At 71.9% G+C, this 26,286-nt stretch carries 27 protein-coding genes and 1 riboswitch; of the genes, 12 read left to right on the forward strand and 15 right to left on the reverse strand.

What is annotated here, in order from left to right; translation table 11 throughout:
* Nucleotides 1-196: 196 nt before the first annotated feature.
* The 5 genes from LL946_RS05580 to dnaK all read right to left on the reverse strand — a co-directional run bounded on the left by LL946_RS05580 (nt 197) and on the right by dnaK (nt 4,623).
* Nucleotides 197-466 carry a hypothetical protein gene (locus LL946_RS05580; RefSeq protein ID WP_404385621.1) on the reverse strand — a complete coding sequence of 90 codons (270 nt, stop codon included), beginning with the start codon at nt 464-466 and terminating at the stop codon, nt 197-199.
* 27 nt (nt 467-493) lie between these two features.
* The gene (locus tag LL946_RS05585) at nt 494-952 is read right to left on the reverse strand and encodes a heat shock protein transcriptional repressor HspR (protein ID WP_404385623.1); all 459 of its coding nucleotides are present in this window, start codon (nt 950-952) and stop codon (nt 494-496) included.
* 2 nt (nt 953-954) lie between these two features.
* Entirely contained in the window at nt 955-1,992 is a 1,038-nt protein-coding gene (locus tag LL946_RS05590) for a DnaJ C-terminal domain-containing protein (protein ID WP_404385625.1), read from the reverse strand.
* 73 nt (nt 1,993-2,065) lie between these two features.
* Nucleotides 2,066-2,725, reverse strand: coding sequence for a nucleotide exchange factor GrpE (gene grpE, locus LL946_RS05595; RefSeq protein WP_404385627.1), 660 nt, complete (start codon nt 2,723-2,725; stop codon nt 2,066-2,068).
* A complete protein-coding gene (gene dnaK / locus LL946_RS05600; RefSeq protein WP_404385629.1) occupies nt 2,722-4,623 on the reverse strand; it encodes a molecular chaperone DnaK in 1,902 nt (633 codons plus the stop codon). Before dnaK ends, grpE begins: the two co-directional genes overlap by 4 nt.
* Before the next feature lie 192 nt (nt 4,624-4,815).
* Between dnaK and LL946_RS05605 the strand changes: the two genes are divergently transcribed.
* The 4 genes from LL946_RS05605 to LL946_RS05620 all read left to right on the forward strand — a co-directional run bounded on the left by LL946_RS05605 (nt 4,816) and on the right by LL946_RS05620 (nt 6,883).
* Entirely contained in the window at nt 4,816-4,962 is a 147-nt protein-coding gene (locus LL946_RS05605; protein WP_404385631.1) for a hypothetical protein, read from the forward strand.
* A 78-nt stretch (nt 4,963-5,040) separates the two neighbouring features.
* Nucleotides 5,041-5,661 carry a hypothetical protein gene (locus LL946_RS05610; RefSeq protein WP_404385633.1) on the forward strand — a complete coding sequence of 207 codons (621 nt, stop codon included), beginning with the start codon at nt 5,041-5,043 and terminating at the stop codon, nt 5,659-5,661.
* The gene (locus tag LL946_RS05615) at nt 5,658-6,257 is read left to right on the forward strand and encodes a hypothetical protein (RefSeq protein WP_404385635.1); all 600 of its coding nucleotides are present in this window, start codon (nt 5,658-5,660) and stop codon (nt 6,255-6,257) included. Before LL946_RS05610 ends, LL946_RS05615 begins: the two co-directional genes overlap by 4 nt.
* Nucleotides 6,254-6,883 (forward strand): hypothetical protein, encoded by a 630-nt coding sequence (locus LL946_RS05620; RefSeq protein ID WP_404385637.1) that lies wholly within the window; start codon nt 6,254-6,256, stop codon nt 6,881-6,883. Before LL946_RS05615 ends, LL946_RS05620 begins: the two co-directional genes overlap by 4 nt.
* Here LL946_RS05620 and LL946_RS05625 read toward each other — a convergent pair.
* The 4 genes from LL946_RS05625 to LL946_RS05640 all read right to left on the reverse strand — a co-directional run bounded on the left by LL946_RS05625 (nt 6,861) and on the right by LL946_RS05640 (nt 10,996).
* Nucleotides 6,861-8,156, reverse strand: a complete 1,296-nt coding sequence (locus LL946_RS05625; protein WP_404385639.1) for a hypothetical protein — start codon at nt 8,154-8,156, stop codon at nt 6,861-6,863. The genes LL946_RS05620 and LL946_RS05625 overlap by 23 nt on opposite strands.
* 64 nt (nt 8,157-8,220) lie before the next feature.
* Nucleotides 8,221-8,934 (reverse strand): alpha/beta fold hydrolase, encoded by a 714-nt coding sequence (locus tag LL946_RS05630; protein ID WP_404385641.1) that lies wholly within the window; start codon nt 8,932-8,934, stop codon nt 8,221-8,223.
* 15 nt (nt 8,935-8,949) lie between these two features.
* Entirely contained in the window at nt 8,950-9,849 is a 900-nt protein-coding gene (locus LL946_RS05635; protein ID WP_404385643.1) for an NAD(P)/FAD-dependent oxidoreductase, read from the reverse strand.
* Between the two features lie 43 nt (nt 9,850-9,892).
* On the reverse strand, nt 9,893-10,996 hold the full coding sequence (locus LL946_RS05640) for a DNA polymerase IV (protein WP_404385645.1): 1,104 nt from the start codon (nt 10,994-10,996) through the stop codon (nt 9,893-9,895).
* Nucleotides 10,997-11,068: 72 nt separating this feature from the next.
* Between LL946_RS05640 and LL946_RS05645 the strand changes: the two genes are divergently transcribed.
* The 5 genes from LL946_RS05645 to LL946_RS05665 all read left to right on the forward strand — a co-directional run bounded on the left by LL946_RS05645 (nt 11,069) and on the right by LL946_RS05665 (nt 16,032).
* Entirely contained in the window at nt 11,069-11,482 is a 414-nt protein-coding gene (locus tag LL946_RS05645; protein WP_404385647.1) for a MerR family transcriptional regulator, read from the forward strand.
* Nucleotides 11,475-12,686, forward strand: a complete 1,212-nt coding sequence (lhgO, locus tag LL946_RS05650; protein WP_404385649.1) for an L-2-hydroxyglutarate oxidase — start codon at nt 11,475-11,477, stop codon at nt 12,684-12,686. Before LL946_RS05645 ends, lhgO begins: the two co-directional genes overlap by 8 nt.
* Nucleotides 12,683-13,771: an SLC13 family permease gene (locus LL946_RS05655; RefSeq protein ID WP_404385651.1), complete on the forward strand. Its 1,089-nt coding sequence runs from the start codon at nt 12,683-12,685 to the stop codon at nt 13,769-13,771. Before lhgO ends, LL946_RS05655 begins: the two co-directional genes overlap by 4 nt.
* A gap of 132 nt (nt 13,772-13,903) precedes the next feature.
* A complete protein-coding gene (locus LL946_RS05660) occupies nt 13,904-14,947 on the forward strand; it encodes a hypothetical protein (protein ID WP_404385653.1) in 1,044 nt (347 codons plus the stop codon).
* 131 nt (nt 14,948-15,078) lie between these two features.
* Nucleotides 15,079-16,032, forward strand: a complete 954-nt coding sequence (locus LL946_RS05665; protein ID WP_404385655.1) for a peptidoglycan-binding protein — start codon at nt 15,079-15,081, stop codon at nt 16,030-16,032.
* A 34-nt stretch (nt 16,033-16,066) separates the two neighbouring features.
* On the opposite strand, the gene LL946_RS05670 is transcribed toward LL946_RS05665, so the two are convergent.
* From LL946_RS05670 to LL946_RS05680, 3 genes are all read right to left on the reverse strand, one after another.
* On the reverse strand, nt 16,067-17,299 hold the full coding sequence (locus tag LL946_RS05670) for an MFS transporter (RefSeq protein ID WP_404385657.1): 1,233 nt from the start codon (nt 17,297-17,299) through the stop codon (nt 16,067-16,069).
* Between the two features lie 68 nt (nt 17,300-17,367).
* On the reverse strand, nt 17,368-19,611 hold the full coding sequence (locus tag LL946_RS05675; protein WP_404385659.1) for an ATP-binding cassette domain-containing protein: 2,244 nt from the start codon (nt 19,609-19,611) through the stop codon (nt 17,368-17,370).
* 34 nt (nt 19,612-19,645) lie between these two features.
* Nucleotides 19,646-20,323: an ECF transporter S component gene (locus LL946_RS05680; RefSeq protein ID WP_404385661.1), complete on the reverse strand. Its 678-nt coding sequence runs from the start codon at nt 20,321-20,323 to the stop codon at nt 19,646-19,648.
* A gap of 84 nt (nt 20,324-20,407) precedes the next feature.
* Nucleotides 20,408-20,510, reverse strand: a riboswitch (TPP riboswitch).
* An 83-nt stretch (nt 20,511-20,593) separates the two neighbouring features.
* Between LL946_RS05680 and LL946_RS05685 the strand changes: the two genes are divergently transcribed.
* Both LL946_RS05685 and LL946_RS05690 read left to right on the forward strand, forming a co-directional pair.
* Nucleotides 20,594-20,872, forward strand: a complete 279-nt coding sequence (locus LL946_RS05685) for a DUF4235 domain-containing protein (protein WP_404385663.1) — start codon at nt 20,594-20,596, stop codon at nt 20,870-20,872.
* A 201-nt stretch (nt 20,873-21,073) separates the two neighbouring features.
* Nucleotides 21,074-21,709 (forward strand): helix-turn-helix domain-containing protein, encoded by a 636-nt coding sequence (locus LL946_RS05690; protein ID WP_404385665.1) that lies wholly within the window; start codon nt 21,074-21,076, stop codon nt 21,707-21,709.
* Here LL946_RS05690 and hutI read toward each other — a convergent pair.
* The 3 genes from hutI to LL946_RS05705 form a co-directional block, all read right to left on the reverse strand.
* Nucleotides 21,684-22,871 carry an imidazolonepropionase gene (gene hutI, locus LL946_RS05695; RefSeq protein WP_404386801.1) on the reverse strand — a complete coding sequence of 396 codons (1,188 nt, stop codon included), beginning with the start codon at nt 22,869-22,871 and terminating at the stop codon, nt 21,684-21,686. The two genes, LL946_RS05690 and hutI, sit on opposite strands and share 26 nt — an antisense overlap.
* A 71-nt stretch (nt 22,872-22,942) precedes the next feature.
* The gene (locus LL946_RS05700; RefSeq protein WP_404385666.1) at nt 22,943-24,265 is read right to left on the reverse strand and encodes a formimidoylglutamate deiminase; all 1,323 of its coding nucleotides are present in this window, start codon (nt 24,263-24,265) and stop codon (nt 22,943-22,945) included.
* On the reverse strand, nt 24,262-25,461 hold the full coding sequence (locus LL946_RS05705) for an allantoate amidohydrolase (RefSeq protein ID WP_404386803.1): 1,200 nt from the start codon (nt 25,459-25,461) through the stop codon (nt 24,262-24,264). The genes LL946_RS05700 and LL946_RS05705 overlap by 4 nt, the downstream gene beginning before the upstream one ends.
* 259 nt (nt 25,462-25,720) lie before the next feature.
* Between LL946_RS05705 and LL946_RS05710 the strand changes: the two genes are divergently transcribed.
* Nucleotides 25,721-26,251, forward strand: a complete 531-nt coding sequence (locus tag LL946_RS05710; protein ID WP_404385668.1) for an aminoacyl-tRNA deacylase — start codon at nt 25,721-25,723, stop codon at nt 26,249-26,251.
* Nucleotides 26,252-26,286 lie beyond the last annotated feature (35 nt).

A 26,286-nucleotide genomic window follows, 5' to 3' on the forward strand; every position in this document is an offset into this window, starting at 1 on the left:
CCGGATCGGCCACGTCTTCTCCTCGTCAATCACGTCCGAGGACCTCAGTGGCCTCGGATTCCCGATGCTAGACCCACACTCTGTCAGGCACGCGCACTTCCGGAGTCGGACGCCGGGCTTGTCCGGTGGACAAGCTCAAGTGGACATTTCGGAGCTCGGCCGCACGCCACCGGACGAGGGCCCGGCCAGGCACGGGTCAGGGGACCGTCGGCTCCGGGTCGTACCAGCCGCCGCGCTCGTCGGCGAGGGCCGAGAAGCGGTCCCGCAGGCCACTCTCGACCGGGCTCGCCTGGTCGTCGACCATCTCCTCGCGGACGTGGACCGCCCAGTCGGCGTCCTCGGCGTCGTCCTCCCCGGCGTGCGCGACCCGGATGACGCGCACCTCGGTGAAGCCCTCGTCGGCGAGCTCGGTCGCGATCTCGTCGGCGGTCTCGCGCTCGGGAAAGAGAAGCAGGTGCTCGGTCACGAGCCGCAGCGTATGCCGTCCGCCCGGTCAGGGACGCCAGAGGACGAGCGCCTGCGACGCCGAACCCGGACCCGGGCGGCGTCGGGGCCGCTCGCCGAGCCGGCTGGCGAGGATCTCGCCACCGGGCCCGACCGAGAAGATCCGCGAGCCCCCGGACGTCGTGGCCCGCAGCCGCTCGACCTCCTCGGTCAGCTCGGCGACGCGGGACCGGAGGGCGTCGACGTGGTTCTCGAGCTCGAGGATGCGAGCGATGCCGGCGAGGCTGACACCCTCGTCCTGCGAGAGCCGCTGGACCTGGCGGAGCAGCTCGACGTCGCGGGCCGAGTAGCGCCGCCCGCCACCGCGGGTGCGCGACGGCGTGACCAGACCGAGCCGGTCGTACTGGCGCAGCGTCTGCGCGTGCATGCCTGCGAGCTCGGCCGCGACCGAGATGACGAAGACGGCTGCCTCGTCATCCGGTCGCGACTTCCCCTGGCGCGCAGCCATGCTCAGGCCTTGGCCTGCTCGACGAGGGCGGCCCTGGGGTCGACACCCCCGGACTCCGAACGGAGGACCTCGACGGCCTCGCGAGCCTTGTCGGAGAGCTCGTCGGGGACGATGACCTGCACCTTGGCGAGCAGGTCGCCCGTGGCGGACTTGCCGGCGACCCCAGAACCCTTGACGCGCAGCACCCGACCCGACGGTGTGCCCGGAGCGATCCGGACCTTGACGCTCGACCCGTCGAGGGTGGGCACGGCGACCGTGGCCCCGAGCGCCGCCTCGGCGAACGTCACGGGCAGGTCGATCGTGAGGTTGTCGCCGTCGCGGCCGAAGACGGGGTGCTTCTCGATGGCGACCGTGAGCATGAGGTCACCGGCTGCAGCACCGGGCTCACCGGGCTGGCCCTTGCCGCGCAGCCGGATCTTCTGCCCGTCCTTGACGCCCGCCGGGATGCGGGCCGTGATGGTCCGCCCCTCGGCGGTACGCAGGGTCACGGTCGAGCCCTCGACGGCGTCCCGGAACGGGAGCGTCGTCGTGGCCTGGACGTCGGCGCCCTTGCGGGGACCGCGGGGAGCGCCGTAGCCGGCATACCCGGGTTGTGGACGGCCACCCCCACCCGCCGCACCGCCGAACATCTGCGACAGGAGGTCGTTGATGTCGTCGCCACCACCGGGGTAGCCGGCACCATAGGACTGGCGCCCACCGGTGTCGAAGCGGACCCGCGAGCCGCCTCCGCCCCCGAATGCGCTGAAGATGTCCTCGAAGCCGCCGTTGCCACCGGGACCGCCGGCGGTGAAGCGGGCGCCGCCGTGCGCCATCTGGCGGACCACGTCGTACTCCTCGCGCTGCTTGGCGTCGGAGAGCACAGCGTGTGCCTCACCGATGTCCTTGAACTTCTGCTCGGCGCCGGCGTCCCCGGGGTTCTTGTCGGGGTGGTGGGTGCGCGCGAGCTTGCGGTAGGCCTTCTTGATCGCGGCGGCGTCGGCCTCCTTGGGGACGCCGAGGATCGCGTAGAAGTCCTTCTCGAACCAGTCCTGGCTCGCCATCAGCGCCTCCTTTCGGTCATCGTATGCCGTTGCGCCACAGGGGCGTTCGGCTCGCGGTCAGTCTTGCCCAACCTCACTCGGGATCGGCGACGGCCACGCGCGCGGGGCGCAGGACCTGCTCGCCGCTGCGGTAGCCCGGCTGGAGCACCTGGACGACCGTCGTCGAGTCGGCGTCCGTCGGCAGGTCCGGGTTCGACGCGTCCCAGGCGGCGTGCATGAGCGCCTCGTGCCGGGTCGGGTCGAACACCTCGCCGACAGCCCCGAAGCGGGTCAGGCCGAACTTGCCCAGGCTCGACTCGAGCTTGTCGGCGATCGCCGCGAACGGGCCGTCGGTGAGGTCACCGTGGTCGCGCGCGAGCTGGATGTCGTCGAGCACCGGCAGCAGCGAGTCGAGGACGTCACGCACCGCTCGCTCCTGGACCGCGGCACGGTCCCGGTCGACCCGGCGCTTGTAGTTGACGTACTCGGCGTTGAGCCGCTGGAGGTCCTCGAGCCGCTGGGCCGCGAGCACCGTGTCCGGGTGCTCGCCGCTGTCGCCGTAGACGGGGATCTCGTCCGCCGCGGGGGCGGTGGCCCCGGCCTGAGCCGGAGCCACCTCCTCACCGTCGTTGGCCGACTCGGTGTTGATCGCGTCGTCGGCCGAGTCCTCCTCAACGGAGTCGTCGACGACCTCGGCGTCCACGATCTCGCCGTCGAAGACCTCGTCCTCACCCGGCATACGGGAGTCGGTCACTTCTTGTCCTCGTCGTCCTCGACGACCTCGGCGTCGACCACGTCACTGTCGTCGTTGTCCTGGGCACCGGCCTGCTCACCGGCGTCGGAGGACTCGCCACCGGGGACGTCACCGGACTCGCCCTGCTCGGCGGCAGCGGCGTACATCGCGGCGCCCATCTTCTGGGACTCCTCGTTGAGGTGGTCGATCTTGGCCTTGAGAGCGTCGACCTCGACCGCCGAGTCGGGCTTGATGGCCTCCTTGAGGTCGGCCAGGGCCGTGTCGACCGGCGCACGCTGGTCGTCCTTGAGCTTGTCGCCCGACTCGCTGAGGAACTTCTCGGTCGAGAAGACGAGCGACTCGGCAAGGTTGCGGGTCTCGGTCTCCTCGCGACGCTTCTTGTCCTCGTCGGCGTGGGCCTCGGCGTCCTTGACCATGCGCTCGATCTCCTCCTTGGACAGCGCGCTGCCGCCCGAGATGGTGATCTTCTGCTCCTTGCCGGTGCCGCGGTCCTTGGCCGTCACGTGGACGATGCCGTTGGCGTCGATGTCGAAGGTGACCTCGACCTGCGGGACGCCGCGCGGGGCGGGCGCGATGCCGGAGAGCTCGAAGGTGCCGAGCGCCTTATTCTGCTGGGCGATCTCGCGCTCACCCTGGAAGACCTGGATGAGGACCGACGGCTGGTTGTCCTCGGCCGTCGAGAAGACCTCGGATCGCTTGGTCGGGATGGCCGTGTTGCGCTCGATGAGCTTGGTGAAGAGCCCACCCTTGGTCTCGATGCCGAGCGAGAGCGGCGTGACGTCGATGAGGAGGACGTCCTTGCGCTCACCCTTGAGGACACCGGCCTGGAGCGCGGCGCCGAGGGCCACGACCTCGTCCGGGTTGACGCCCTTGTTGGGCTCCTTGCCGCCGGTGAGCTCCTTGACGAGCCCGGTCACGGCCGGCATGCGGGTCGAGCCACCGACGAGGACCACGTGGTCGATGTCGGAGAGCTGGATCCCGGCGTCCTTGATGACGTTCTGGAAAGGCTGCTTGGTGCGGTCGAGCAGGTCCTTGGTCATCTGCTCGAACTGGGCGCGGGTCAGCGTCTCGTCGAGGTGGATGGGGCCGTTCTCGCTCATCGAGAGGTACTGCATCGAGATCGTCGTCGAGCTGGCCGAGGAGAGCTCCTTCTTGGCCTGCTCGGCGGCGTCGCGCAGACGCTGCATGGCGATCTTGTCCTTGGACAGGTCGACGCCGGTGTTGTTCTTGACCGTGGTGAGCAGGTGCTGGACGACGCGGTCGTCCCAGTCGTCACCACCGAGCTGGTTGTCACCGCTGGTCGCGCGGACCTGGATCGTCGAGAACCCGTCCTCCGGATCCTTGCCGACCTCGAGGAGGGACACGTCGAAGGTGCCACCACCGAGGTCGAAGACGAGGATGAGCTCGTCCTCCTTGCCCTTGTCGAGGCCGTAGGCCAGGGCCGCCGCGGTCGGCTCGTTGACGATGCGCAGGACGTTGAGGCCCGCGATCTCGCCGGCCTCCTTGGTGGCCTGGCGCTCGGCGTCGTCGAAGTAGGCGGGGACGGTGATGACCGCGTCGGTGACGGGCTCACCGAGGTAGGACTCGGCGTCGCGCTTGAGCTTCTGGAGCGTGCGGGCGCTGATCTCCTGGGCGGTGTACTTCTTGCCGTCGATGTCGGCGCTCGTCCAGTCGGTGCCCATGTGGCGCTTGACGGAGCGGAGGGTGCGGTCGGCGTTGGTCACGGCCTGGCGCTTCGCGATCTCGCCGACGAGGACCTCACCGCCCTTGGAGAACGCGACGACCGACGGGGTGGTGCGGCCACCCTCGGCGTTCGCGATGATCGTGGGCTCGCCACCCTCGAGGACGGCGACGGCCGAGTTGGTGGTTCCGAGGTCGATACCGACTGCACGGGCCATGTGGGGCTCTCCTTGCGTAGTGCTTGCGTTGAGTTGCTCTCACTCAAGTTAGGAGCCGGTATGCCGTGTGGCAAATCCGGGTGTCAAAACTTGCGTTCACTCGACTCAACTCTTGGTGGCCCCGACATGTTCCCGCCCGCCCACCGGGATGGGACGGGGCGGCTGTCGGTGCTCCGCCCTACCGTTCTTTGCATGGCAGAGGACATGACCGCGCGTCGGCTCCGGGTCGTCCGCGCAGCACGCCGGGCAACGGACGCCGACGAGCCGGCCGACCGGGCGGCCTACTGGGCGCGGATGCAGACCCTGCGCGCAGAGCGTCAGCGCCTGCGCGCCGGCTGAGCTCGACGTCACCGCGTCGCCCCTCACTGCTCCGGCTCCGGGCGAACGTCTGGTCCCGGATTCCCTACACTCCCTGCCATGGGGGAGATCACGACGGCCCGTCGGGGCGTGCTGGGACGCGCCCGAGGGTTCGTGGCGGGCCGGCCGACGAGCCAGAAGGTCGGCGGCGGGGTGGCCGCGGCACTGCTCGCGAGCGCACCCTTCGGCGGGTTGGCCGGAGTCCCCGAACCGGGACCCGAGCCGATCACCGCGGGCACCGCCATGATGGTCGGCCCCTACGAGGTCGTCATCGACCAGGTCGTCGAGCTCCCCGACCTCGCGCCGGCCGTGGAGCCCGAGCCGTCCGAGCGCGTCATCGTCCTCGACGCTCGGGTGACCCTGACCGGCGACCGGCCCGAGTACGCCGTGACGCTGACGAAGAACGTGTCGGTCTCGGGAGGTGGCGTCGAGGTGGTGGAGGCGCCCGGGCTCTACTTCGTTGAGGACTCGACGCGGATGTCAAGCTTCAACCCCGGCCTCACGTACCGCCTGGCGCTGACCTTCACGACGTCGGGCCCGTGGCAGGGGGACGAGGTGACGGTCAGGACCAACCTCGTGGAGTTCCGCGAGGAGGACAAGCAGACCCTCGACCCGAACGCGTGGGTCGCCCGCGACGAGATCCAGGGCGAGGGATCGCTCCCACTCGTGAGGCGACGGTGAGGCGCGCCATCGCGTCGGCGGCGCTCGTCATCGCCGCCATGGGCCTGGGTCGCCTCATCAACGACCACGTCCCGTTGAGCGACGTCGCCGACCAGCCCTTCGTCCACGCCGGGACCGTCGGCGAGACCGTCCGCCTGGACCAGGTGGAGGTCACCGTCACCGGCATCCACGTCACACCGACGGTCATGGGCAACCCCGCCTCCGCCTCGGGCGGGCGCTGGCTCGTCGTGGACACCGAGCTGGTGGCGACCCGGCAGCCCACGACCGTGGCCGGACTGTTCCTCGTCGACGCGCAGGACCGCCGCTGGATCGCGTCGACGCGCGGGAGCGAGTGCGTCCAGAACGCCAACCTCGCCACCGGCGTGCGGCACTACGCGAGCGTCTGCTTCGACGTGCCCCGGAGGGCGCTCGAGGGAGCCCGCCTCATGGTGACGCGGGGAGCCTGGGACTCGCACGAGTCGGAGTTCCGCCGGGACGACCTCGCCCAGATCGACCTCGGCATCGACAGGTCCGAGGTCGACGGCCTGTGGGCGCAGACGGACCCGGTCGACGTCAAGGAGAGCGGTCCCGTGCCACCCGAGGAGGCCCGGCGATGAGCGCGGTCCCACCCAGCAGGTGGTGGATGGCCGCGGCACCCGTCGCGATCGTCGCCATGCTCGCCGCCAACGGCTACCGCGTGCCGGTGTTCTGGTATCAGTCCGGGCAGCACCACGAGATCGCCGACGGAGAGGCAGGCGAGTGGGTCACCGTCACCGAGCAGACGTCCGACGCGCACGGGGACCTCACCCGCGGCTACTCGGTGAGGCTCGCCGGGCTGGGAGGCGAGGACACGGCATACGAGAGCAGGTACTCCGACGAGTTCACGCTGGCCGACGGCATGGTGGCGCGGACCGTCGACCTCGACTTCCGCGCCGAGCCGGACCAGACGCTCAAGAACTGCGCACTCACCCTCGTCGACGACCAGGGCCGGCAGTACCGGGTCGGGCACGTCTTCGACGCGATCGGCCCGAGCGTCACCGTGTGCGTGCCCGAGGACCGGCCCGGACCGAGCCTGGCCGTCCTCGACTCGATGGAAAGAGGGGCGCTCCCGCCGGATGAGCAGCCGCGCCCGCGCGAGTGGTCGGTCTCCCCCGCCATCGCCGTGCCGAAGGACGCCCGGCTGGTCGAGCTGCGGATCTCGTTCGAGAACCCGGACTACGTCACGCTCCGGCTTCCGCGATGACCTCTCGCACGGCGGACGGCCGCGGCTCGTCGTCGGGAGCAGGACCGAGCTTCGGCCCGAGGAGCCAGTCGATGGCCGCTGCGAGGAGGGCTGCCGCGAGGACCATGGTGACCGCGAGTCCCACGGCCTTCTCCATCGGCGAGAACGCCAGCCACGTGTCGGTCTGGAGCGGGCCGGCGACGAGCCGGATCAGCTGACCGACGAGCCACGGGATGCGGATGACGACCAGGAAGGCGAGGCAGAAGGTGAGCATCGGGAGCAGCCCCGCGGTCGCCATCATGCGCAGGCCGTTCCAGAACGCCGACCAGCGCTCGCGCACGTCGGCGACCAGTCCGCCGCCATAGCGACGGACCGGCGCGGGGATCCGCTCCCAGCGCGGGTTCGGCTGGACCGCAGGGCTCTCGGGCGCCGAGAGCTTGTGCCCGAGGACGACGGCGCCGACGGTCAGCCACGCGAGCGGGACGACGACCACCGCGTCGACGGCGCCGAGCAGGCCGAAGAGCCACGTCGTCGCGGTGTCGACGGGGTTGGCCATCGGACCGAGGGTCTCGATGACCTGGTCGTACTGGTCGAGGACGAGCTGCGAGGCACGCCGCTCCTCGACCCAGGTGACCCCTGCCTCGCGGATCTCGGTGACCTTCTGGGCGACCTGCGAGGTGTAGTAGACCTCGACCAGCGCGCCCACGAACGCCAGCCAGAGGAAGCGCGTCACGCTCTCGATCCTGCCGAGCGCGTAGCGCAGCACCCAGGCGATGGCGACGATCGCGAGGATGACCTGCCAGTCGTAGATGGCGAGCCGGCCGGCGAAGTCGACGTCCGGCGGCCCGTCGAGGCTGAACTGGTTGAACTCGGCGTAGGCTGCCTCGTTGGTGAAGCGGTAGAGGTCCTCCTTGAGCAGCCCGTAGGAGACGTAGACGGCGAGGAAGGGCACGAGCACGCTCACCGCGACGTCGACGAGCCGCATCTCGCGCTTCTCGGTCGGAGCCTGCCGGGCCTCGCGACGGGACAGCTCGGCGATGTTGGGCAGCGCCCCCCGCGTCAGCCACAGCATGGCGATCATCGCGAGGAGGAAGCCGAGCGGTGCGAGGACGAGGATGAGCTGCGCGACGAACGCGTTGTGGTCGCTGACGACGACCGCGAGCCAGAGCGCGCCGCTCCGCAGGGCGAGGCCCAGGCAGGCGATGACGACGAACGGCGCCCAGTAGACCCGCAGGATCCGCCACGCCGACACGAGAACGGCGGGGATGTCCCGCACCCTCAGCTCGTCGTTCATGCCGCAGCCCCCCGAACACTCGCCCGTGCGCGGGCGCCCCTCATGACGACCGGAGCATATCCAGTCAGCCGTGCTGTGGCCCGGGCGAGCCGTCGAGGAAGCTGCGCACCGCCGCGAGGAACTCCGTGGGCCGGGCCGCATGGACCTCGTGGCCCGCGTCGATCGTCACCCCGGTGGCCGAGGGGATGGTGGCGACGAGGTCGTCGATCCACTCCTGCGGGACGAAGCTGCGCGGCCCACCACCGATGGCGAGCACCGGCACCGCGATCCGCCGGAGCAGGTCGGGCCATCCTGCAGACGGGCTGTCGACCTGCGGACGGGTCTGCTCGACCATCGCCCAGTCGAAGTCGATGTCACCCCGGGGCCGCGAGGGCATGGACGGTCGGCGCGGGCGCATGAGCCCCACGTCCTCGAGGACGAGCCGTCGCACCAGCGGCGAGTCGGCTGCGACCCGACAGGCGACGAGGCCCCCGAGGGAGTGCCCGACGACGTCGAGCCGGACTCCGTCGTCGGCCAGCTGCGGGAGAAGGGCCTCGACGTCCGAGGCCATGAGCTCGATCGAGTAGGCGCCGGACCGGTCGCTCGCTCCGTGGCCGCGCAGGTCGACGGCGTGGACGGTCCGGTCCCTCGACAGGTCCGCCGCGACGACGTCCCAGTCCGAGGCCGTGAGGCCGGTGCCCGGCAGGAGGACGGCGGGCGGCAGGGTCGACCGCGCCGCATCGTGCACGAGGACGGCGAGGTGGGTTCCTCCGACGTCGAAGCGACGCAGCTCGGCCATGCCGTCAGTCTTGCCCTACCCGCGGGTCAGCGTCTGGGCGATGGCCGAGTTGCCGGCGATCTGGCCCGCCGCCGCAGCCTGGACGACCGAGGCCATGGGCGTCGGGAACACAGCGAGGTGGGCGAGGTCCCCGCCGGCGGTGACCCCCGGCACGCTCGTCCGACCGAACTCGTCGACGCGAACGCAGCCGGACGGGTTGAGGTCGAGGCCGAGCTGCTCCGCGAAGGGTGCGGACTGGTGCAGCGTCGGCACGACGAAGAGGACGGCGACGTCCTGGGCCGACCCGTCGTCGAGAGTGAGACGCAGCCCGTCGTCGTGAGGCTCGACGACGCTGACGCGGGCGGACACGCGCGGGACGTCGAGGACGGACCCCTCCGGGAGCTCCTGCCCCTCGTCGAAGACGACGAGCTCACCCGCGACCGGCCCGAGCAGCGCGGACAGGTGCGGCGCCGCGCCGGCCCCGAGGATGCCGATCCGCCGGCCGGCGAACTCGAACCCGTGGCAGAACGGGCACTGCGCCGCGAGGTCACCCCATACGTCCTGGAGACCGGGGACGGGCGGCAGCTCGTCGCGGACCCCGGTGGCGAGCACGACGGCATACGAGGTCATGACCGCACCACTCGCGAGCGTGAGCCGGAAGCCCTCGCCGTCGCGCTCGACCGTCGCGACGCGCTCGTCGCGCACCGAGACGGTGTCGTATGCCGTGAGCTCACGTCGGGCGGCCGCGCGGAAGTCCGCGGGTGGCGTGCCGTCGTGGGTGAGGACGTTGTGCATGTGGCTGACGGTGGCGTTGCGGTAGGTGCCGTCGTCGAAGAGCGTGACCTGACGGCGCACGCGGCCGGCGGTGAGGGCGGCCTGGAGCCCAGCGGGACCGCCGCCGATGACCGCGATGTCGGTGTGCTGTGGAGTCGTCATGCTCCGATGGTGAACCTTCAGGTCAACCTGAAGGCAAGTCCGGCTACGGCGGGGCGGCAGCGGGCCCTCCGCGGCCCGTCGTGCGGGGCGGCACGTAGCCACCCTCGGGCGGGACCATCTCGGCGCGGACGCCGAGCAGCCGGATGGGGCGGTCGTCGCCGAGCCCGTGCAGCAGCTCGAGCGCGGTCGCCGCGATGACCTCCGGGTCGAACGTCGGCTCGGGCAGCTTGCGGATCCGGGTCGTCGTGAAGAACGGCGCGAAGCGGACCTTGAGGTGGACCCGGGCGCAGGCGCGGTCCTCGCGGCGGATGTCGTCGACGACCTGGACGGCGAGGGCATGCACGGCGTCGGCGACCGCGTCGGGGTCGGTGAGGTCGACCTGGAAGGTCGTCTCGCGGCCATGAGCGCGGGCGACCCAGGGCGTGTCGTCGATGACGGTGGCGCCGAGCCCGCGACCCAGCCGGCCGTAGTGAGGTCCCATGCGTGGCCCGAACTCGGCGGTGAGCACCTCGTCGGAGGCGTCGGCCAGCTGTTGCACCGTGTCGTAGCCGTGGGAGGCGAGCCGGGCGGCGATCCGGTTGCCCACGCCCCACAGCGCCGTCGTCGGCCGCTCGCCCATGACCTCGAACCAGTTGTCACGGGTGAGGACGAACGTGCCCTGCGGCTTGCCGAAGTCGGTGGCGATCTTGGCCCGGACCGTCGTGTCACCCACACCGACCGAGCAGTGCAGCTGCGACGCCTCGAGCACCTCGGTGCGGATCGCGTCCGCGTGGGCGACGGCCTCGGTCACGTCGTCGCCCGGCGTGGTGAGGCCGACGAAAGCCTCGTCCCAACCAAGGACCTGCACGACGGCGCCCTCGTGGGCCCTCAGTGCCTCCATGACCACGGCGGAGGCGGCGTCGTACGCCGGGCCGTCGACGGGCAGGAACACGGCGTCCGGGCACTTGCGCGCGGCGAGCCGCAGCGGCATCCCGGAGTGCACGCCGAACGCGCGCGCCTCGTAGGACGCGGTCGACACCACGGCCCGCTCGGTCGGGTCCCCGCGACCGCCGACGACGACCGGGACTCCGGCCAGCTCGGGCCGCCGCAGGATCTCGACCGCCGCGATGAACTGGTCGAGGTCGACGTGGAGCACCCAGCGGGCCATGGGCTCCAGTGTGCCGTCAGGACCCGACAGGGCGAGGGAGTACGTTCAGGTGGACCTGAAGGAGGGCGGACCATGGACAACTGGAGCATCAGCGACCTCGCCGGTCGCTTCGGCCTGCCGACGCACGTCCTGCGCCACTGGGAGTCGATCGGCCTGCTCGAGCCGCGACGCGACGCCTCGGGTTACCGGCGCTACGGCCACGACGACCTCGTCCGGGTCGCGATCATCCAGCGCAACAAGGTCGCCGGCATGACCCTCGAGCAGATCCGCGTGCTCCTGGACGCCGGTGCGTGGGACCGCCACCAGGTCCTCGAGGCGCACCTGCGCGACATCGACGACCGGATGCTCGCCCTCGAACGCTCGCGCGAGATGACCGAGCACTCCCTGCGCTGCCGCGCTCACGACATCACCACCTGCCCGCGCTTCGTCGCCGCCGTCGACGACCTCGTCGAGGGACACCGTCACCCCGACCTCACGCATGCGTGACGTCGTCGTCGTCGGAGGCGGGATCGTCGGTCTCGCGACGGCATACGAGGTCCTGCGCCGGCGACCGGGCGCCGACGTCCTCGTCATCGAGAAGGAGGCCGAGGTCGCGCGCCACCAGAGCGGCCACAACAGCGGGGTCATCCACGCGGGTGTCTACTACGCGCCGGGCAGCCTCAAGGCGAGGTTCTGCACCGAGGGCGCGGCGGCGACGCGCGACTACTGCGACGACAGGGGCATCCCCTACGTCGACACCGGCAAGCTCGTCGTCGCGACGTCCGAGGTCGAGGTCCGGCGGCTCACCGACCTCACCGAGCGCGCCCGCGCCAACGGGCTCACCGTGACGCCGCTGACCGGGGCCGAGCTGCGCGAGCGCGAGCCCCACGTCACCGGTCTCGCGGCCCTGCTCGTCCACGCGACCGGCATCACGGACTACACCGCCGTATGCCGTGCGCTCGCCTCCGACGTCGTCGCGGCCGGCGGCGAGGTGCGCACCTCAACGGCGGTCACCGCGATCGACGAGTCGACGGGATCGGTCACACTCACGCTGGAGCAGAACGGCTGGGAGACAGCGGAGTCCGCACGACTGGCCATCATCTGCGGCGGCCTCCAGGCGGACCGGCTGGCGGCGATGTCGGGGCTCAACGACGGCGCTGACGCGTTCCGGATCGTGCCGTTCCGGGGCGAGTACCACCGCCTCCCCGAGAGCCGCAACGGGCTCATCGACGCCCTCATCTACCCGGTGCCCGACCCGGACCTGCCCTTCCTCGGGGTCCACCTCACCCGGATGATCGACGGCGGGATCACCGTCGGCCCCAACGCGGTGCTCGGCTTCAGCCGCGAGGGTTACGGCAAGGGCTCGCTCGACCTGCGCGACGTGGCGAGCTACGCCCGTTTCCCCGGCATGTGGAAGGTGGCCCGCGAGCACTGGCGCACCGGCCTGGCCGAGCAGCGTGACTCGTGGCGACGCCGCGGCTACCTCGAGCTGGTGCGGCGCTACTGTCCCGAGCTCACGCTCGACGACCTCCTGCCGGCACCGGCCGGCATACGCGCGCAGGCCGTGCTGCGCGACGGCACGCTCGTCCACGACTTCCTCGTCCGGCGGACCGCGCGGACCGTCCATGTCTGCAACGCCCCCTCCCCCGCCGCCACGTCGGCGTTCCCCATCGCACGCCACGTCGTGGACCTCGCGACGGCCACCGCGTGAGCGGTCAGGAGCTCCTCGACCTCGCTGCACGGATCGGCCCGGTCATGGTCTTCCTCGTGGCGATGACGGTCGTCGCGGAGGTGGCCGAGATCGCCGGCGTGTTCGACGTCGCCGCGCACTGGACCTCGCACGCGGGTCGTCACCGCACCTGGCTGCTCTGGCTCCTCATCGTCGCCCTCGCCACCGGCTGCACCATCGTGCTGAGCATCGACACCACGGCCGTGCTGCTCACGCCCGTCGTCATCGCCATGACCCGGCAGCTGGGCATCCCCGCGATGCCGTTCACCCTGACGACGGTCTGGCTCGCGAACACCGCCTCACTCCTGCTGCCGGTGTCGAACCTCTCCAACCTCATTGCGCTGCACCGCTTCTCGTCGCTCGGCATCGGCACACACGAGTACATCGCGCTCGCGTGGCGGCCGGCGCTCGCTGCGATCGTCGCCACCGTGGTCGTGCTCTTCGTGCTCCACCGACGCGACCTGCTCACCCGCTACGACCCCGACCCGCCTGCCGACCCGCACGACCGGATCCTGCTCTGGGTGGCCGGAGCCGTGTGCGTCTCACTGGGTCCCGCCTTCGTCAGCGGCGTGACGCCGGCGGTCCCCGCAGGCATCGGCGCCGTCGTGCTCGTCGCGGCCCTCGCCTGGCGATGGCCGGCACGGCTGCGGACGGTCGCCGTTCCATGGGTGATGGTGCTCGCCGTCTGCGCGCTCTTCTTGGTCGTCGAGATCGCCATGCGGCACGGGCTCGAGCCGCTCCTGGCAGGGCTCGTCGGGACGGGCGACGGCGACGCCTGGCGGGTGGGGCTCGTGGGTGCGGCCGGGTCGAACCTCGTGAACAACCTCCCCGCCTACCTCGCGCTCGAGCCCGTGTCCGACGGCTCCGGCGAGCGCCTCATGGCCCTGCTCGTCGGCGTCAACGCCGGCTCGATCGTCACGGTGTGGGGCTCGCTCGCGACGCTCCTGTGGCGCGACCGGTGCCGTCGCGCCGGGCTCACGATCAACGCCTGGCCGTATGCCGTCCGCAGCCTGGTCTGTGCCGTCGCCGCCGTCTCGGCCGCCCTCCTCGCGCTCAGCCTCGGCTGACCGACGCAGCGTCGCGCACCCACCCGGGACGCGCCTGCCGGGGCACTCCTCCCCATTGCCCCGGCCCGTCCGTGAGCCGTAGGTTCCACGCAGCGGGTCGCACGGTGCGACCCTGGGGAGGGGAGTTCCACCATGTCCAGAACCACGCGCCTGTTACGCACCCGCATCGCGGCGGGAGCCCTGGGGGCCCTGGCACTCACGGGTGCCACGCTCGTCGCGACGCCGGAGGCGGGGCTGACCAGCGGTGCGTTCGCAGCCGAACCCGAGTTCCCGGCCAACTGCGAGGAGGACGAGTCCTCGTCCGAGTTCGGAGGAGCCAAGATCAGCCAGACCTACAGCGACCTCTTCTCGAAGGGTGCTCCGGCTGCCCGCTACCTCGACAGCTACACCCCACAGGGCCTCGGCCTCTGGGAGAACTGGCAGGGCGGGTCGGGCACGGAGGACCTGCTCCTCGTCGGGATGCACTACTTCAACGACCCGGCCACCTCCGAGGATGACGAGGAGAGCCACCGCTCGCGCCTCTACGGCATGACGACGTCCGGCGCCGTGCGTGGCTTCGCCACGCTCCCGATCGGGGCCCACACCGGCGGCGTCAAGGTCCACGACGGCTGGGTCTACGTCCAGAAGAGTCAGACCGAGATCCTGCGCTACTCGGTGGAGCGGGTCCGGCAGGCCTTCACGGACCCCTCCAAGCGCAAGCTGGGCCCGGGGCGCGACACGGCACCGGTCGAGGGTGCGAGCTTCTTCGACATCGACGACGGCTACCTCTACGCGGGGCGGCACGACGAGAACGTGCGTGGGGAGATGCGTCGCTACACGATCAAGGCCAACGGCGACCTCGCCCTCGACGAGTCCTGGGGACCTCTCGAGATCCCAACGAAGGCCCAGGGCGTCCTCGTCCTCGACGACACGTTCGTGTTCTCGACCTCACTGGGACGTGGCAACCGCGGCAACGTCTACGTCGTCCAGCGCAGCTACGGCGTCGGCGAGGAGTTCACGCAGGCGCCCTACCGCTGCTTCCAGTCGGTGGCGATGATCCAGGAGCTCGTCAGCTGGAACGGCGTCACCTACCTGCTCAACGAGAGCGGCAGCGCGGAGTTCGCGGACGGTCGTATCCACAACATCCGCAACCTGCACGTCGCGAGCACCGCGAGGCTGCGCAGCCTCGTGTGGTGACCCGGCCGGTCACCTGACCTCAGTGGGTATGGGCCTGCCGCGGTCACGAAACGGCCACGGACGCAACCCGCCTCCCGGATGGCGCGTCTACAGGGGTGGAGGATGTCCGGCAACGAGAGCAGGGGAGCGACATGGCAGGCAGCACCGGGCGGCGACTGGCGACGGCGGGGGTCGTCGCAGTCCTCACGGGCTCCCTCCCGGCGTGCGCGGGGGTCAGCTGGACCCCCGACGACGTCGCGGCGGGCCAGAGTGCGGGGGAGCCGAGTGGCAACGCCGGCGCGACGGCGTCACCGTCGTGGGGCGCGGGTCCCAGCATCGCGGTGAGCCCGAGCCGCACGACCGCGCCCACGTCGGCGACCCCCGTGCCCACTCCCGCGGCGACGCGCAGCGCCGGGACTCCGAGCCCGACGCCCAGCGCCTCCGTCACCGCCGGGCCGAAGCCCTCGGCCACCGCCCGGCCCACGCCGTCGGCGAGCGCGCCGCCGGTCCGCGAGGACCTGCGCCTCGGCGACCGCGGGCCCAAGGTCCTCACGCTCCAGAAGCGCCTCTCCTCCCTCGGTTACTGGATGGGCGAGCCCGACGGCCACTTCGGCTCACTGACCCAGCAGGCGGTGTGGGCGCTGCAGAAGACTGCCGGCATCTCCCGCGACGGCCGGGTCGGACCCCGGACCGAGCGCGCGCTCGACGAGGGCGTCCGACCCGGGACCCGACTGTCCGGCAACGGCGTGGACATCGACCTGCGGCGCCAGATCCTCATGGTCGTCCGTGGCGGCACGGTCCGGTACACCCTCAACACGAGCACCGGCGGCGGCTACGAGTACGAGCAGAAGGACGGCGACACCGCCATGGCCCGCACCCCCAAGGGCACGTTCCGGGTCGGCTACACCGTCGACGGGCGCGACGAGGGGTTCCTCGGTGAGATGTGGCGACCGCGCTACTTCAACGGCGGGTATGCCGTGCACGGCTCGTCCTCGATCCCGCCCTATCCCGCCTCGCACGGGTGTGCCCGGGTGAGCAACTCGGCGATGAACATGATCTGGGAGCGGGACCACATGCCGAAGGGCTCGACGGTCCTCGTCCGCTGAGGCCGTCACCGGCTCACGGTCAGCGGTGCGCGGGTCAGCGGTGCGCGGCGGCCTCGACGGCGCTCGCCTCACGGGGCAGCGTCTCGCGGGCCCGTGACCACGGGATCGTCGCGGCCAGGCTGAGCAGTCCGGTGACCCCGAACGCCAGCGCGTAGCTGCCAGAGTCGACGAGGGCTCCGGCGACGATCGGGCCGATGATCGCGCCGGCGTCGGCGGACATCTGGAAGGCGGCGAGCGCGGGGCCGCCGTTGCGGTCACGTCCGACGACGTCGGCCATGCTCGCCTGCTGTGCCGGGTTGAGGGCGCCCGAGCCGATGCCGGCAATGACCGAGAAGAGGACGAGCACCGGGAACGAGGTGGCGAGCCCGGTGGCGATCGTCGCGACACCGGCCACGGCCAGGCCGCCGATGATGAACGGCCGGCGGCCGATGCGGTCGCTGAGTCGGCCCGCGACGTTCATGCCGACGGCGTTGGCGCCGGCGTAGATCGCGAGGACCGCACCGGCGAGCCACGGCTCCTTGCCGATGTTGGCGGCGACGAAGAGTGGGATGATCGCGTTGCGCACCCCGAAGTTGGCCCACCCGTTGGCGAACCCGGACACGAGCCCGGCGCGGAAGGCGCTGTCCTGCAGGCCCTCGCGCGCCGTCATCACCGGGAGGACCGGCGCGTCGGTGGGCGGCCGGAGGGCATGGCCGTTAATGAAGATCGCGACGAGCGCCGCGGCGACGACGAGCGCGGCGGCATACACGAGGAACGGGACACGCAGCCCGAGGCCGCCGAGGGCGCCACCGACCGCGGGACCGCCGATGCCACCGATGAGGAAGGCCGAGCCGTAGGCGGAGGAGACCCGGCCCCGGATCGACGGCGGGGCGAGGCGGACGACGAGCGCCGTCGCCGACACCGTGAACATGACCGAGCCGATGCCACCGAGCCCGCGGAAGACGACGAGCTGCCAGTACGACTGGGCGAAGGCGGTCGCGGCCGTCGACGCCGCGACGATGAGGAGTCCGGCGAGGTACATGGGTCGCTCGCCGAGCCGGACGATGAGGCTACCGCTGGCCGGCGCGAAGATCAGCCTGAAGAAGGCGAAGACGCTGACGACCACGGCACTGGCCGTCGCACCCACGCCGAAGCTCTGCGCGAACTGCGGCAGGACCGGGGTGATGAGCCCGAAGCCGAGCGCGATGACGAAGGCGGAGGCGACCAGGACCCAGATCTCGCGCGGGATGCGGACACGCTCGGGCGGCGCGGGACGGGTGGTGGTCATGACAGGTGACAAGTATGCCGTCCACCTCCGACATTCCCTCGTGCGCAGTCGGGCGCAGCCGGGTGCGGTCAGGCGAGCACGGCGACGGCGATGGGGACGAGGGCGGCGAGCACGACGACGGTGTCGGCCAGGTGCCACGGCGCGGCCGCGAACCAAGTCCGCCGGGACGCCGAGGCGAAACCGCGGGCTTCCATCGCCACCGCGAGGTCGGCCGCCATCCGCAGTGTCCGGACGAGCAGCCCGAACGTCACCGTCGCGAGCCCGCGCACGAGCGCCACGGGTCGGCGTGCATCGGTGCCGAGACCGCGTACCCGCCGGGCCAGCGAGATCTCGGACCACACCTCGCCGAACGTGTGCACCCGCTGGAGCGCAGCCGCGAGCGCGACGACCGGACGGGACGGCATACGGAGTCGTTGGGCGAGGTGGTCACCGAGCCGGTCCGGGTCGACGAGAGGGAGCAGGACAGCCGACGGCAGCACGATGATGAGCACGCGCAGCGCCGCGGTGAGGGCCGTCGTCGTGTCGTGCCCGCCGAGCAGCCAGGTCGACCAGCCGACGGAGAGCGCGCCGAGCACCCCGGGCAGCGTACGCAGGACGACCCGCCTGAGCCGGCCTCGTGGGCGCGGCCCTGAGCCGGGAGTGGCCCACAGCGCGAGGACGGCCAGCACCACCTGTGCGGCGAGGACGACGAGGGAGGTGCGCCAGTGGCCGGGGATGATCCCCGCCGGGATGGCGACGAGCGCCCCGACCATGAGGGCGAGGGGGCCAGCCTGCGCGGCAAGCACCCGACGCGGCTGCTCGGGCTCCGACTCGGCCGCGGGCGGCGCGAGCTGGACCACCGTGTGCGCGCGGCCGATGAGCGCCTCGTCGTGGGTCGACACGACCACCGCTCCCCCGGCTTCGCGGTAGGCGGCGAGCAGCCCGACGACGGCCGCCCAGGTGTGCCGGTCCTGCCCGACAGTGGGTTCGTCGGCGAGGAGCAGGGGCGGCTGGTGGAGCACCGCCGACGCGAGGGCGAGCCGTCGCTGCTCGCCCCCCGAGAGCTCGCGCGGGTCCGCGGCCTCGAGGTGACCGAGTCCGAGATCGGCGAGCAGCGTCCGGGCGAGCGCGACCCGCTCGGCGGAGTCCTCACCCAGCGCACGGCTCGCGACGAGGACCTCGTCGAGGACCGTCCGCCCGAGGATCGTCGAGCTCGACCATTGGGGGACCCATCCGAGCCGCGAGGCCAGCTCGGTCGTGGACAGGTCGGCGACGGGCACCTCCCCGATGCTCACCGTGCCGGTGGCTGGCTCGAGCGCCCCGGCGAGGCCCAGCAGAACGGTGGACTTGCCGGACCCGCTCGGCCCGACGAGCGCGGTGGCGCTGCCCGGCTGCGGGGCCAGCGGCACGTCGAGCCGCGCGGCGGTGCGGGTGCGCGCTGACCCGTCGACGAGTCGGACCGTGCGCTCGATGGTCAGCGGTGTCGCTGCGACCTCTTGCGTCCGGCGAGGTGACGAGACTGCCCCCAGAGCGGCGGACGCAAGTGGGGTGGGCGTCGGCGCACCCGGCACCCAGATCCCCATGTCGAGCAGTCGCTGCCGCTCGTCGGCCAGCACCTCGCGCACGGACCCGTCGGCGACGAGCGCACCCGACTCGTCGAGCACAAGCATCCGCTCGACGAGGTCGACCCACGGTCCGAGGACGTGCTCGACGACGACGGCCGTGATCGGGTATGCCGTGAGCGCCCCTTCGACGCTCTCGCGCACCTGGGCGGCGTGGCCGGGGTCGAGCATGGCGGTGGGCTCGTCGAGCAGGAGCACGCTCGGGTGCAGCGCGAGCGCGCCGGCGAGCGCGAGGCGCTGGGTCTCGCCGCCGGAGAGCGCCGACGTCGGGGTGTCGTGCGGCTTCGCCAGTCCCACGGCCGCCAACGCCGTGGTGACGGAGGCAGGCATCTCGGCACGCGGCATACCGACGTTCTCGAGACCGAAGGCGACGTCGCGCCCGACCGTGGCCGCGACCAGACCGGCACCGGGTTCCTGGAGCACGAGCCCCACCTCGCCGGCGCGCGCACCGGGCGGGTGTCCGTCGATGGTCACGGTCCCGCTCAGCTCACCGGCGTCCGCCGTCTCGAGCAGTCCGGCGATGGCGCGCAGCAGCGTCGACTTGCCCGAGCCCGACGGACCGACGAGGAGGACGCGCTCACCCGGGCGGAGGGTGAGGGAGATGTCGCGCAGCACCGGTTCGCGTCGGCCGAACGGGCGCCACGTCACCCCTTCGAGGATGACGTGGCCGCCCGTGGTCGGCTCGGGGCGCTGCGACGAGTCCGCAGTCACCGACGGCTCCGCGTCCGCTGACGTGGCGGACACGTCAGACGGCGCGGGTCTCGCGGTGCTCCTGGCCGGGTGGGAAGGCGTTGAGCGCACCGGCCGCCGCGAGCGCCCGGGTGAGCAGCCACCCACCGGCGCCCGCGACGACCGCTCCCGAGAGCGCGAGGACACCCGCGTAGGCGACCTTCCACGCGAGCGACCAGTCCTGGATCCAGGTGAACGACTCGTAGGCCGCGGCGAACGGCCCGGCCATCGCACCGGCCAGCATCGCCGCGGCGATGCCGAACGCGCGGTAGCCCAGCAGCGCGAACACGAGCTCGGTGCCGAGGCCCTGGACGATGCCGGACACGAGGGTGGTCGCGCCCCACTCCGTGCCGGGGATCATCGAGACGAGGGCCGCGACGACCTCGCAGAACAGCGCGGCGCCGGGTCGACGGACGACGAGCCCGCCGACGACGCCCGCGAGGAACCACGGCCCGGCGAAGAGCCCACCGAGCGGGGCGAACCCGAACGTGATGGCGCTCAGCGGGCCGTTGTAGAACACGCCCCAGCCCCAGAACGCGATGCCGAGCGCCGCGCCGAGGAAGGCGATCGTGAGGATGTCGACGGTCCGCCAGCCCAGGAGCGGGCGGGTCGCGAGGATGCTCCGGGTGCGGGTCGTGCCCGTCGCTCCGGGGGTGGCGTCGGTGGTGGCCGACGTGTCGGTCTGTGCTGCCATGACTTCTTCTCCCGTGGTCTCCGGGCGTGCCCGGTGAGTACCTCGGGGAGGAAACTGATCGCAGACCTCTCGGTTGGCGCTCAGTTCCCTGAGAACTCGACTCCCTACGCCGGTGCGAACCGGATCAGGTGTGAGGGTCTGCGGTTGCCCGCACTCTCAGCGCCGGAGCGCTCCCCTGTCGTTGACGATCGTCACCCTACTCCCTGCGTGTGGCAGGGTGGAACGCAAGACCAGGCGTGCGTTCCGGCACGGTGAGCTGAAGGAGTGCCCATGGGCAGCATGGTGTGGAAGATCCTCGGGACCGGTTCGGCGATCCTCGCCGGCATCGCCGCGACCAAGGTGGCCGACCAGATCTGGCAGAAGGCGGGTCAGGACGCGAAGTTCGACCCCAAGGACCCCGACTCGCCGTTCACGACGGCGCTCGCGTATGCCGCGCTCACCGGTCTCGCTGCCGGCGTCGCGCGCACGATGGCGACCCGCAAGGCCGCGCAGTTCTACGCCCGCTCGGCCGGTCACAAGCCCAAGGAGATTGTCGACCGCGACCTCTGAGCACTGCTGCGGTCGGCCAACGCCGCGTCGGTATGTGGTCGCGGTGGGCCGATAGCTCATAGGTGTGTATGAACACCTATAGGTCATCGAGCCGCAACGCACACACTGACGCGGTCCTCACCAGGGGCGTGAGAGGGCTGTCCCGATCGGTCCTGTGGACAAGCGAGCGGCACGTCAGGGGCCACGCGCCATCGTGGTGCCATGCCGCCTGAGACCGAGCCCACGCCCGCGCCCGAGCCCGAGACCGAGCCCACGCCCGCGACCACACTGTCGTCGGTGTCCCGCACCTCGTCGACCACGACGGCGCGCGACATCCTCAGGCTGGCGCGCCGGCAGCAGCGCCTCACGCAGGCGGAGCTCGCCGAGCGTGCCGGGGTGAGTCAGAACGTGGTCGCCCGATACGAGTCGTGCCGCCAGCAACCCACCGTGGCCGCCTTGGAGCGCCTCGTCGCGGTATGCGGCTACACGCTGGAGTGGACCCTTCGACACGCACCTGACACAGCGCTCGAGACGGCGCGTGACGGACGGTTCTCCGGGCCGATCGGGCGCCGGCTCATCAGGGAGCTCGACACGGTCCTGGCCGCACTCGACGCCCTCGGCGCGACCGACGCCCGCGTCTACGGCGGAGTCGCCGACGGGTCCGAAGGTGTCGGCTGTCCGGTGCTGATCGGTGTCAATCTGCCGTTGGACGTCGACCAGATGGCACTGTCAGTCATGTCGGGTCATCTTGGACTCGCCATCGACGCCCACGTCACCGTCGTGCCGCACTCCAGGGTCGCAGCCTATGGATACGACGACGAGGGTGTCCTCCTCACTCCGATGCCGGAGGCGTCGTAGAGAGCGTCCGCGCGATGGGGACGCCCGCACGGTAGGCGAGGTGCAGGTGGCTCGGTGCGTCGAGCACGGTGAGGTCGGCCGGGCCACCGACGGCGATGCGGCCGATGTCGTCGCGCAGCAGCGCCTTCGCGGAGCCGCGGGTGGCCGCCCAGACCGCCTCGCCCGGCGTCATCCCCATCTCGCGGACGGCGAGGGCGATGACGAACGGCATGGAGCTCGAGTAGCACGTACCCGGGTTGCAGTCGGTCGCCAGCGCGAGCGAGACGCCCGCGTCGATGAGGGCGCGTGCGTCCGGGTAGGGCGAGCGCGTGGAGAACTCCACCCCCGGCAGCAGCGTGGCGACGGTCGTGTCCGCCGCACCGACGAGTGCCTCGACGTCGGCGTCGTCGAGGAACGTGCAGTGGTCGACGCTCGCGGCGCCGAGCTCCACGGCGAGCTGCACGCCCGGTCCTGGGCCGAGCTGGTTGCCGTGGACCCGGAGCTCCAGACCGGCGTCCCCGGCTGCAGTGAGCACGGCCCGCGACTCGTCCTCGGTGAAGGCGTGCGGTGAGTGCGGCTCGCAGAAGACGTCCGCCCACCTCGCGTGCGGCGCGCAGGCCTCCAGCATGGGACCGGTGACGAGCTCGATGTATGCCGTCCTGTCACCTCGCGCCTCCGGTGGCACGACGTGGGCACCGAGGAACGTGGTCTCGGTCGTGAACTCACGGGCGATGCGCAGCGACCGGGCCTCGTCGACGACGGTGAGCCCGTAGCCGCCCTTGATCTCGACGGTCGTCGTGCCCTGCGCGCGCATCTCGGCGACGCGGGCACCGACGAGCTCGCGCAGCCGCTCGTCACTCGCCGCGCGGGTGGCCTCGACGGACACCCCGATGCCACCGCCGTCGTAGCGCTCCCCCGTCATCCGTGCGGCGAACTCGCCGGCGCGGTCGCCGTCGAAGACGAGGTGGCTGTGGCTGTCGACGAAGCCCGGCAGGAGCGCGCGACCGTCGAGGTCGATGCGGCGGTCCGCGGGGGGCGCCTCCGCCGCGTCGCCGATCCAGGCGATGCGCCCGCCCTCGACGACGAGGGCGGCTCCGGTACGCAGCCCGAGCCCCGAGTCGCCGGCTGGGCCGCCGTCGCCGTCGCCGTCGCAGGTGACGAGCTCACCGATCCCCGTGACCAGCGTGGCGCCAGCGCCACCGGGCGCTGTGGTCGCCGGCGCCTGTGCCGCGGACGGTGTGGGAGACGGGGTCGTCACGGGGCGGCCCGCACGGCGGCGATCGACTCGGCGACGACGTCGTCGACCGGCCCGAGCGGGTGCACGCCCCCGGAGACGATGCGCCGCCCACCGACGACGACGTCGGTGACGTCGGCGCCGGTGGCCCCGAAGACCACCTGACCCAGCCCCACCCCGCTCGTGCGGCGGCTGTCGGTGCGCACCGCGACGAAGTCGGCGAGCGACCCGACCGCGAGCCGGCCCCCGGCCCAGCCGAGGCTGCGGTAGCCGTTCGAGGTGGCCATGTCGAGGAGGTCGCCGACGGGGAAGCGTCCGCGCTCGTGGCTCTTGAGCCGCTCGTGCATCTCGATCCCGCGGATCTCCTCGAACGGGTCGATAACCGCGTGCTGGTCGGAGCCGAGGCTGATCGGGACGTCGCGCTCCGCCAGCTCGCATCCGGGCCCGATGCCGTCGGCGAGGTCGCGTTCGGTGGTGGGACAGAAGCAGGCGCCCGCCCCCGATCGCCCCATGAGGTCGAGGTCGTCCTCGGACAGGTGGGTCGCGTGGACGGCGGTGAACTGCTCGCCCAGCAGCCCGGCATCGGTGAGGTGCTCGACCGGGCTCGCGCCGTAGACCATCTGGGTCGCGAGGTTCTCGGCGATCTGCTCGCTGACGTGGGCGTGCACGGGGCGGTCACCGACGACCTTCGCGAACTCGGCGAGCTGGTCGCCGGTGAGCGCCCGCACCGAGTGCGCCGCGGCCCCGATGCGCACGACGTCGCTGCCGCGCAGGGCCTCGACGCGCTCTGCCCACGCCTGGACCGAGCCGTCCGAGAAGCGCGTCTGCACTTCGTCGAGCGGCGCGTGGCCGTCGGCGCTGAGGCCGCCGGTGAGGTAGCACGTGTCGAGCAGGGTGAGCCTGATGCCCGCCTCGTGGGCCGCCGCGATGAGCGCCTCGCCCATGGCGTTGGGGTCGTCGTAGCGCTGACCACCCGGGCCGTGGTGGAGGTAGTGGAACTCGCCGACGACGGTGTATCCGACCGCGACCATCTCGACGAAGACCCCTCTCGCGAGGGAGAAGTAGGTGTCCGGCGTGAGCCGGGACGTCACGGCATACATCTGTTGTCGCCAGGACCAGAAGTTGCCACCGTCAGCGTGCGTGCGCCCACGAAGCATCCGGTGGAACGCGTGGCTGTGCGCGTTGGCGAAGCCCGGGAGGACGACCCCGCGCAAACGCACGTCACTCTCGCGCGACTTGGTGTCGGGGGTGACCTCGGTGATGCGGCCGTCCGCGACGACCAGGCGGACGCCGCGGTGCACCTTGTCGGGCAGCTGCGCGTGCTCGCACCAGAAGTCCGTCATGCGTGTGCTCCCGCCAGGTCACCCAGGACCGTTGTGAGGGCGTCGACGCCGGCGAGGCAGTCCTCGGACGTCGCGAACTCCTCGGGAGAGTGCGAGATCCCGGTGGGGTTGCGCACGAAGAGCATCGCGGTGGGAACGCCCGCGTTGGCGAGGATGCCCGCGTCGTGCCCGGCTCCGGTCCCGATGACCGGTATGCCGCCGAGCCGGGTCGCGAGGCGTCGCGCGAGTCCCGGGTCGAAGGGGGTCGAGCCGGTCCACGAGTCCTCCACGACGAGGCCGCCGAACTCGTCGACGACCTCGGTGACGTCGGCGACCACGGCCCGGACCGCTGCCTCGTCCTCGCCCCGGGCGTCGAGCCAGCCGGTCACCTCGCTCGGGATCGCGTTGACGCCGCCCGGGGTCACGGCGACCTTGCCGACGGTGGCGACACAGCCGTGGGTCTCCGCCGCACGCCTGGCTGCGATGACTGCCGCGGCGAAGCCGAGCATGGCGTCGTCGCGGTCCTCGAGGCGGGTCGTGCCGGCATGGTTGGCCTCGCCGAGGGTGCGGACGCGCCAGCGACCGTGGGGCCAGATGTCGCTGCCGACGGCGACGGGGGTGTCCGCGTCGAGGGTCGAGAGGTGGCGGCCCTGCTCGACGTGGAGCTCGACGAAGGTACCGATGCGGCGGATCGTCTCGGAGTCGGGACCGAGCTCTTCGGGATCTCGACCCGAGGTGGCGAGGGCCTCGGCCATCGAGAGCCCGTCCGCGTCGGTGAGCGAGCGGGCGCGGTCTGCGGTCATCGCCCCGGTGAGGACCCGCGAACCCGCGCACGCGACACCGAAGCGGGCACCCTCCTCGTCCACGAAGTTGACGACTCCGATCGGGCGGTCGGGCTCGAACCCACTGTCGCGCAGCGCATCCAGCGCGGCAAAGGCCGACACGACACCCAGCGGGCCGTCGAAGGCACCTCCGTCGGGGACGGAGTCGAGGTGCGAGCCGGTGACGACGCCGGGGCGACCAGCGGCGAGGGCTGCGTCAGGGTCGCCCCACCAGGCCCACTGGTTCCCGACCCGGTCGACAGTCAGGTCGAGGCCGCGCCGCTCCGCCTCTGCGGTGAACCACTCACGGAGGGTGTGGTCCTCGCGCGTCCAGGCGAAGCGGCGGTAGCCGCCGGAGTGCGCATCGCGACCGATCGGCGTGAGGTCTCGCCACATCGAGCTGAAGGTCACTGCTGCCTCTTCCGTCCTCAGGTGGTGGTGGTACTGCGGCGCGCTGCAGATGCTGGCCCCATTCCACACCCCTGCGGCGGTGTCCGGCGCGACACCGCGCCGATCGCCGTCTCACATGCGAGACGCGGGAGCAGTGTCCAGAACCCGCGCGACCTGCGACGGCGCCGGGCGGGCTGCCAAGGCGTGTTCCGTGGCCCTGACCGCGGCCCGCCTGTGGTGCGGAGCTCGGCCCTAGAGTCGTGCCATGACTGGCGACGTCGGGAGTGCGGCAGGGGCTCAGCGCGCAGGCGAGAGCGAGGGCGCACGCCGAGCCCGAGAGGCGCTCGAGTCGAGCGGCATCGAGCACCGGATCCTTGTTGCGACCGAACGCGCCAACTCCCTCGCCGAGGCCGCCCGGCAGCGGGGCATCGAGCCGCGCGACATCGTCAAGTCGCTCGTGGTGCGGCGGGGCTCGGGCGACTACGTCTTCGTCCTCGTGCCCGGTGACCGCGAGATCTCCTGGCCCAAGCTGCGCGGCCACCTCGGCGTCAGCCGGCTGTCGATGCCACCCGCCGACAAGGCCAAGGAGGCGACGGGCTACGAGCGCGGCACCATCACCCCGTTCGGTTCGACGACCGCGTGGCCGGTCATCGCCGACGCCACCGTCCCCGGCCGGACCATCTCGATGGGCGCGGGTGCGCACGGGACGTCCGTCACGCTGGCGGCCGACGACCTCGTGCAGGCCCTGGGCGCCGAGGTCGTCGACGTCACCGACCCCGCCCCCACCCCGGACTGATTGCCCCACCACCACCGCCGAAGGCCCACATCAAG

The sequence above is a fragment of the Knoellia locipacati genome (assembly GCF_044791685.1).
In the GTDB taxonomy this organism is placed as follows: Bacteria; Actinomycetota; Actinomycetes; order Actinomycetales; family Dermatophilaceae; genus Knoellia; species Knoellia locipacati_A.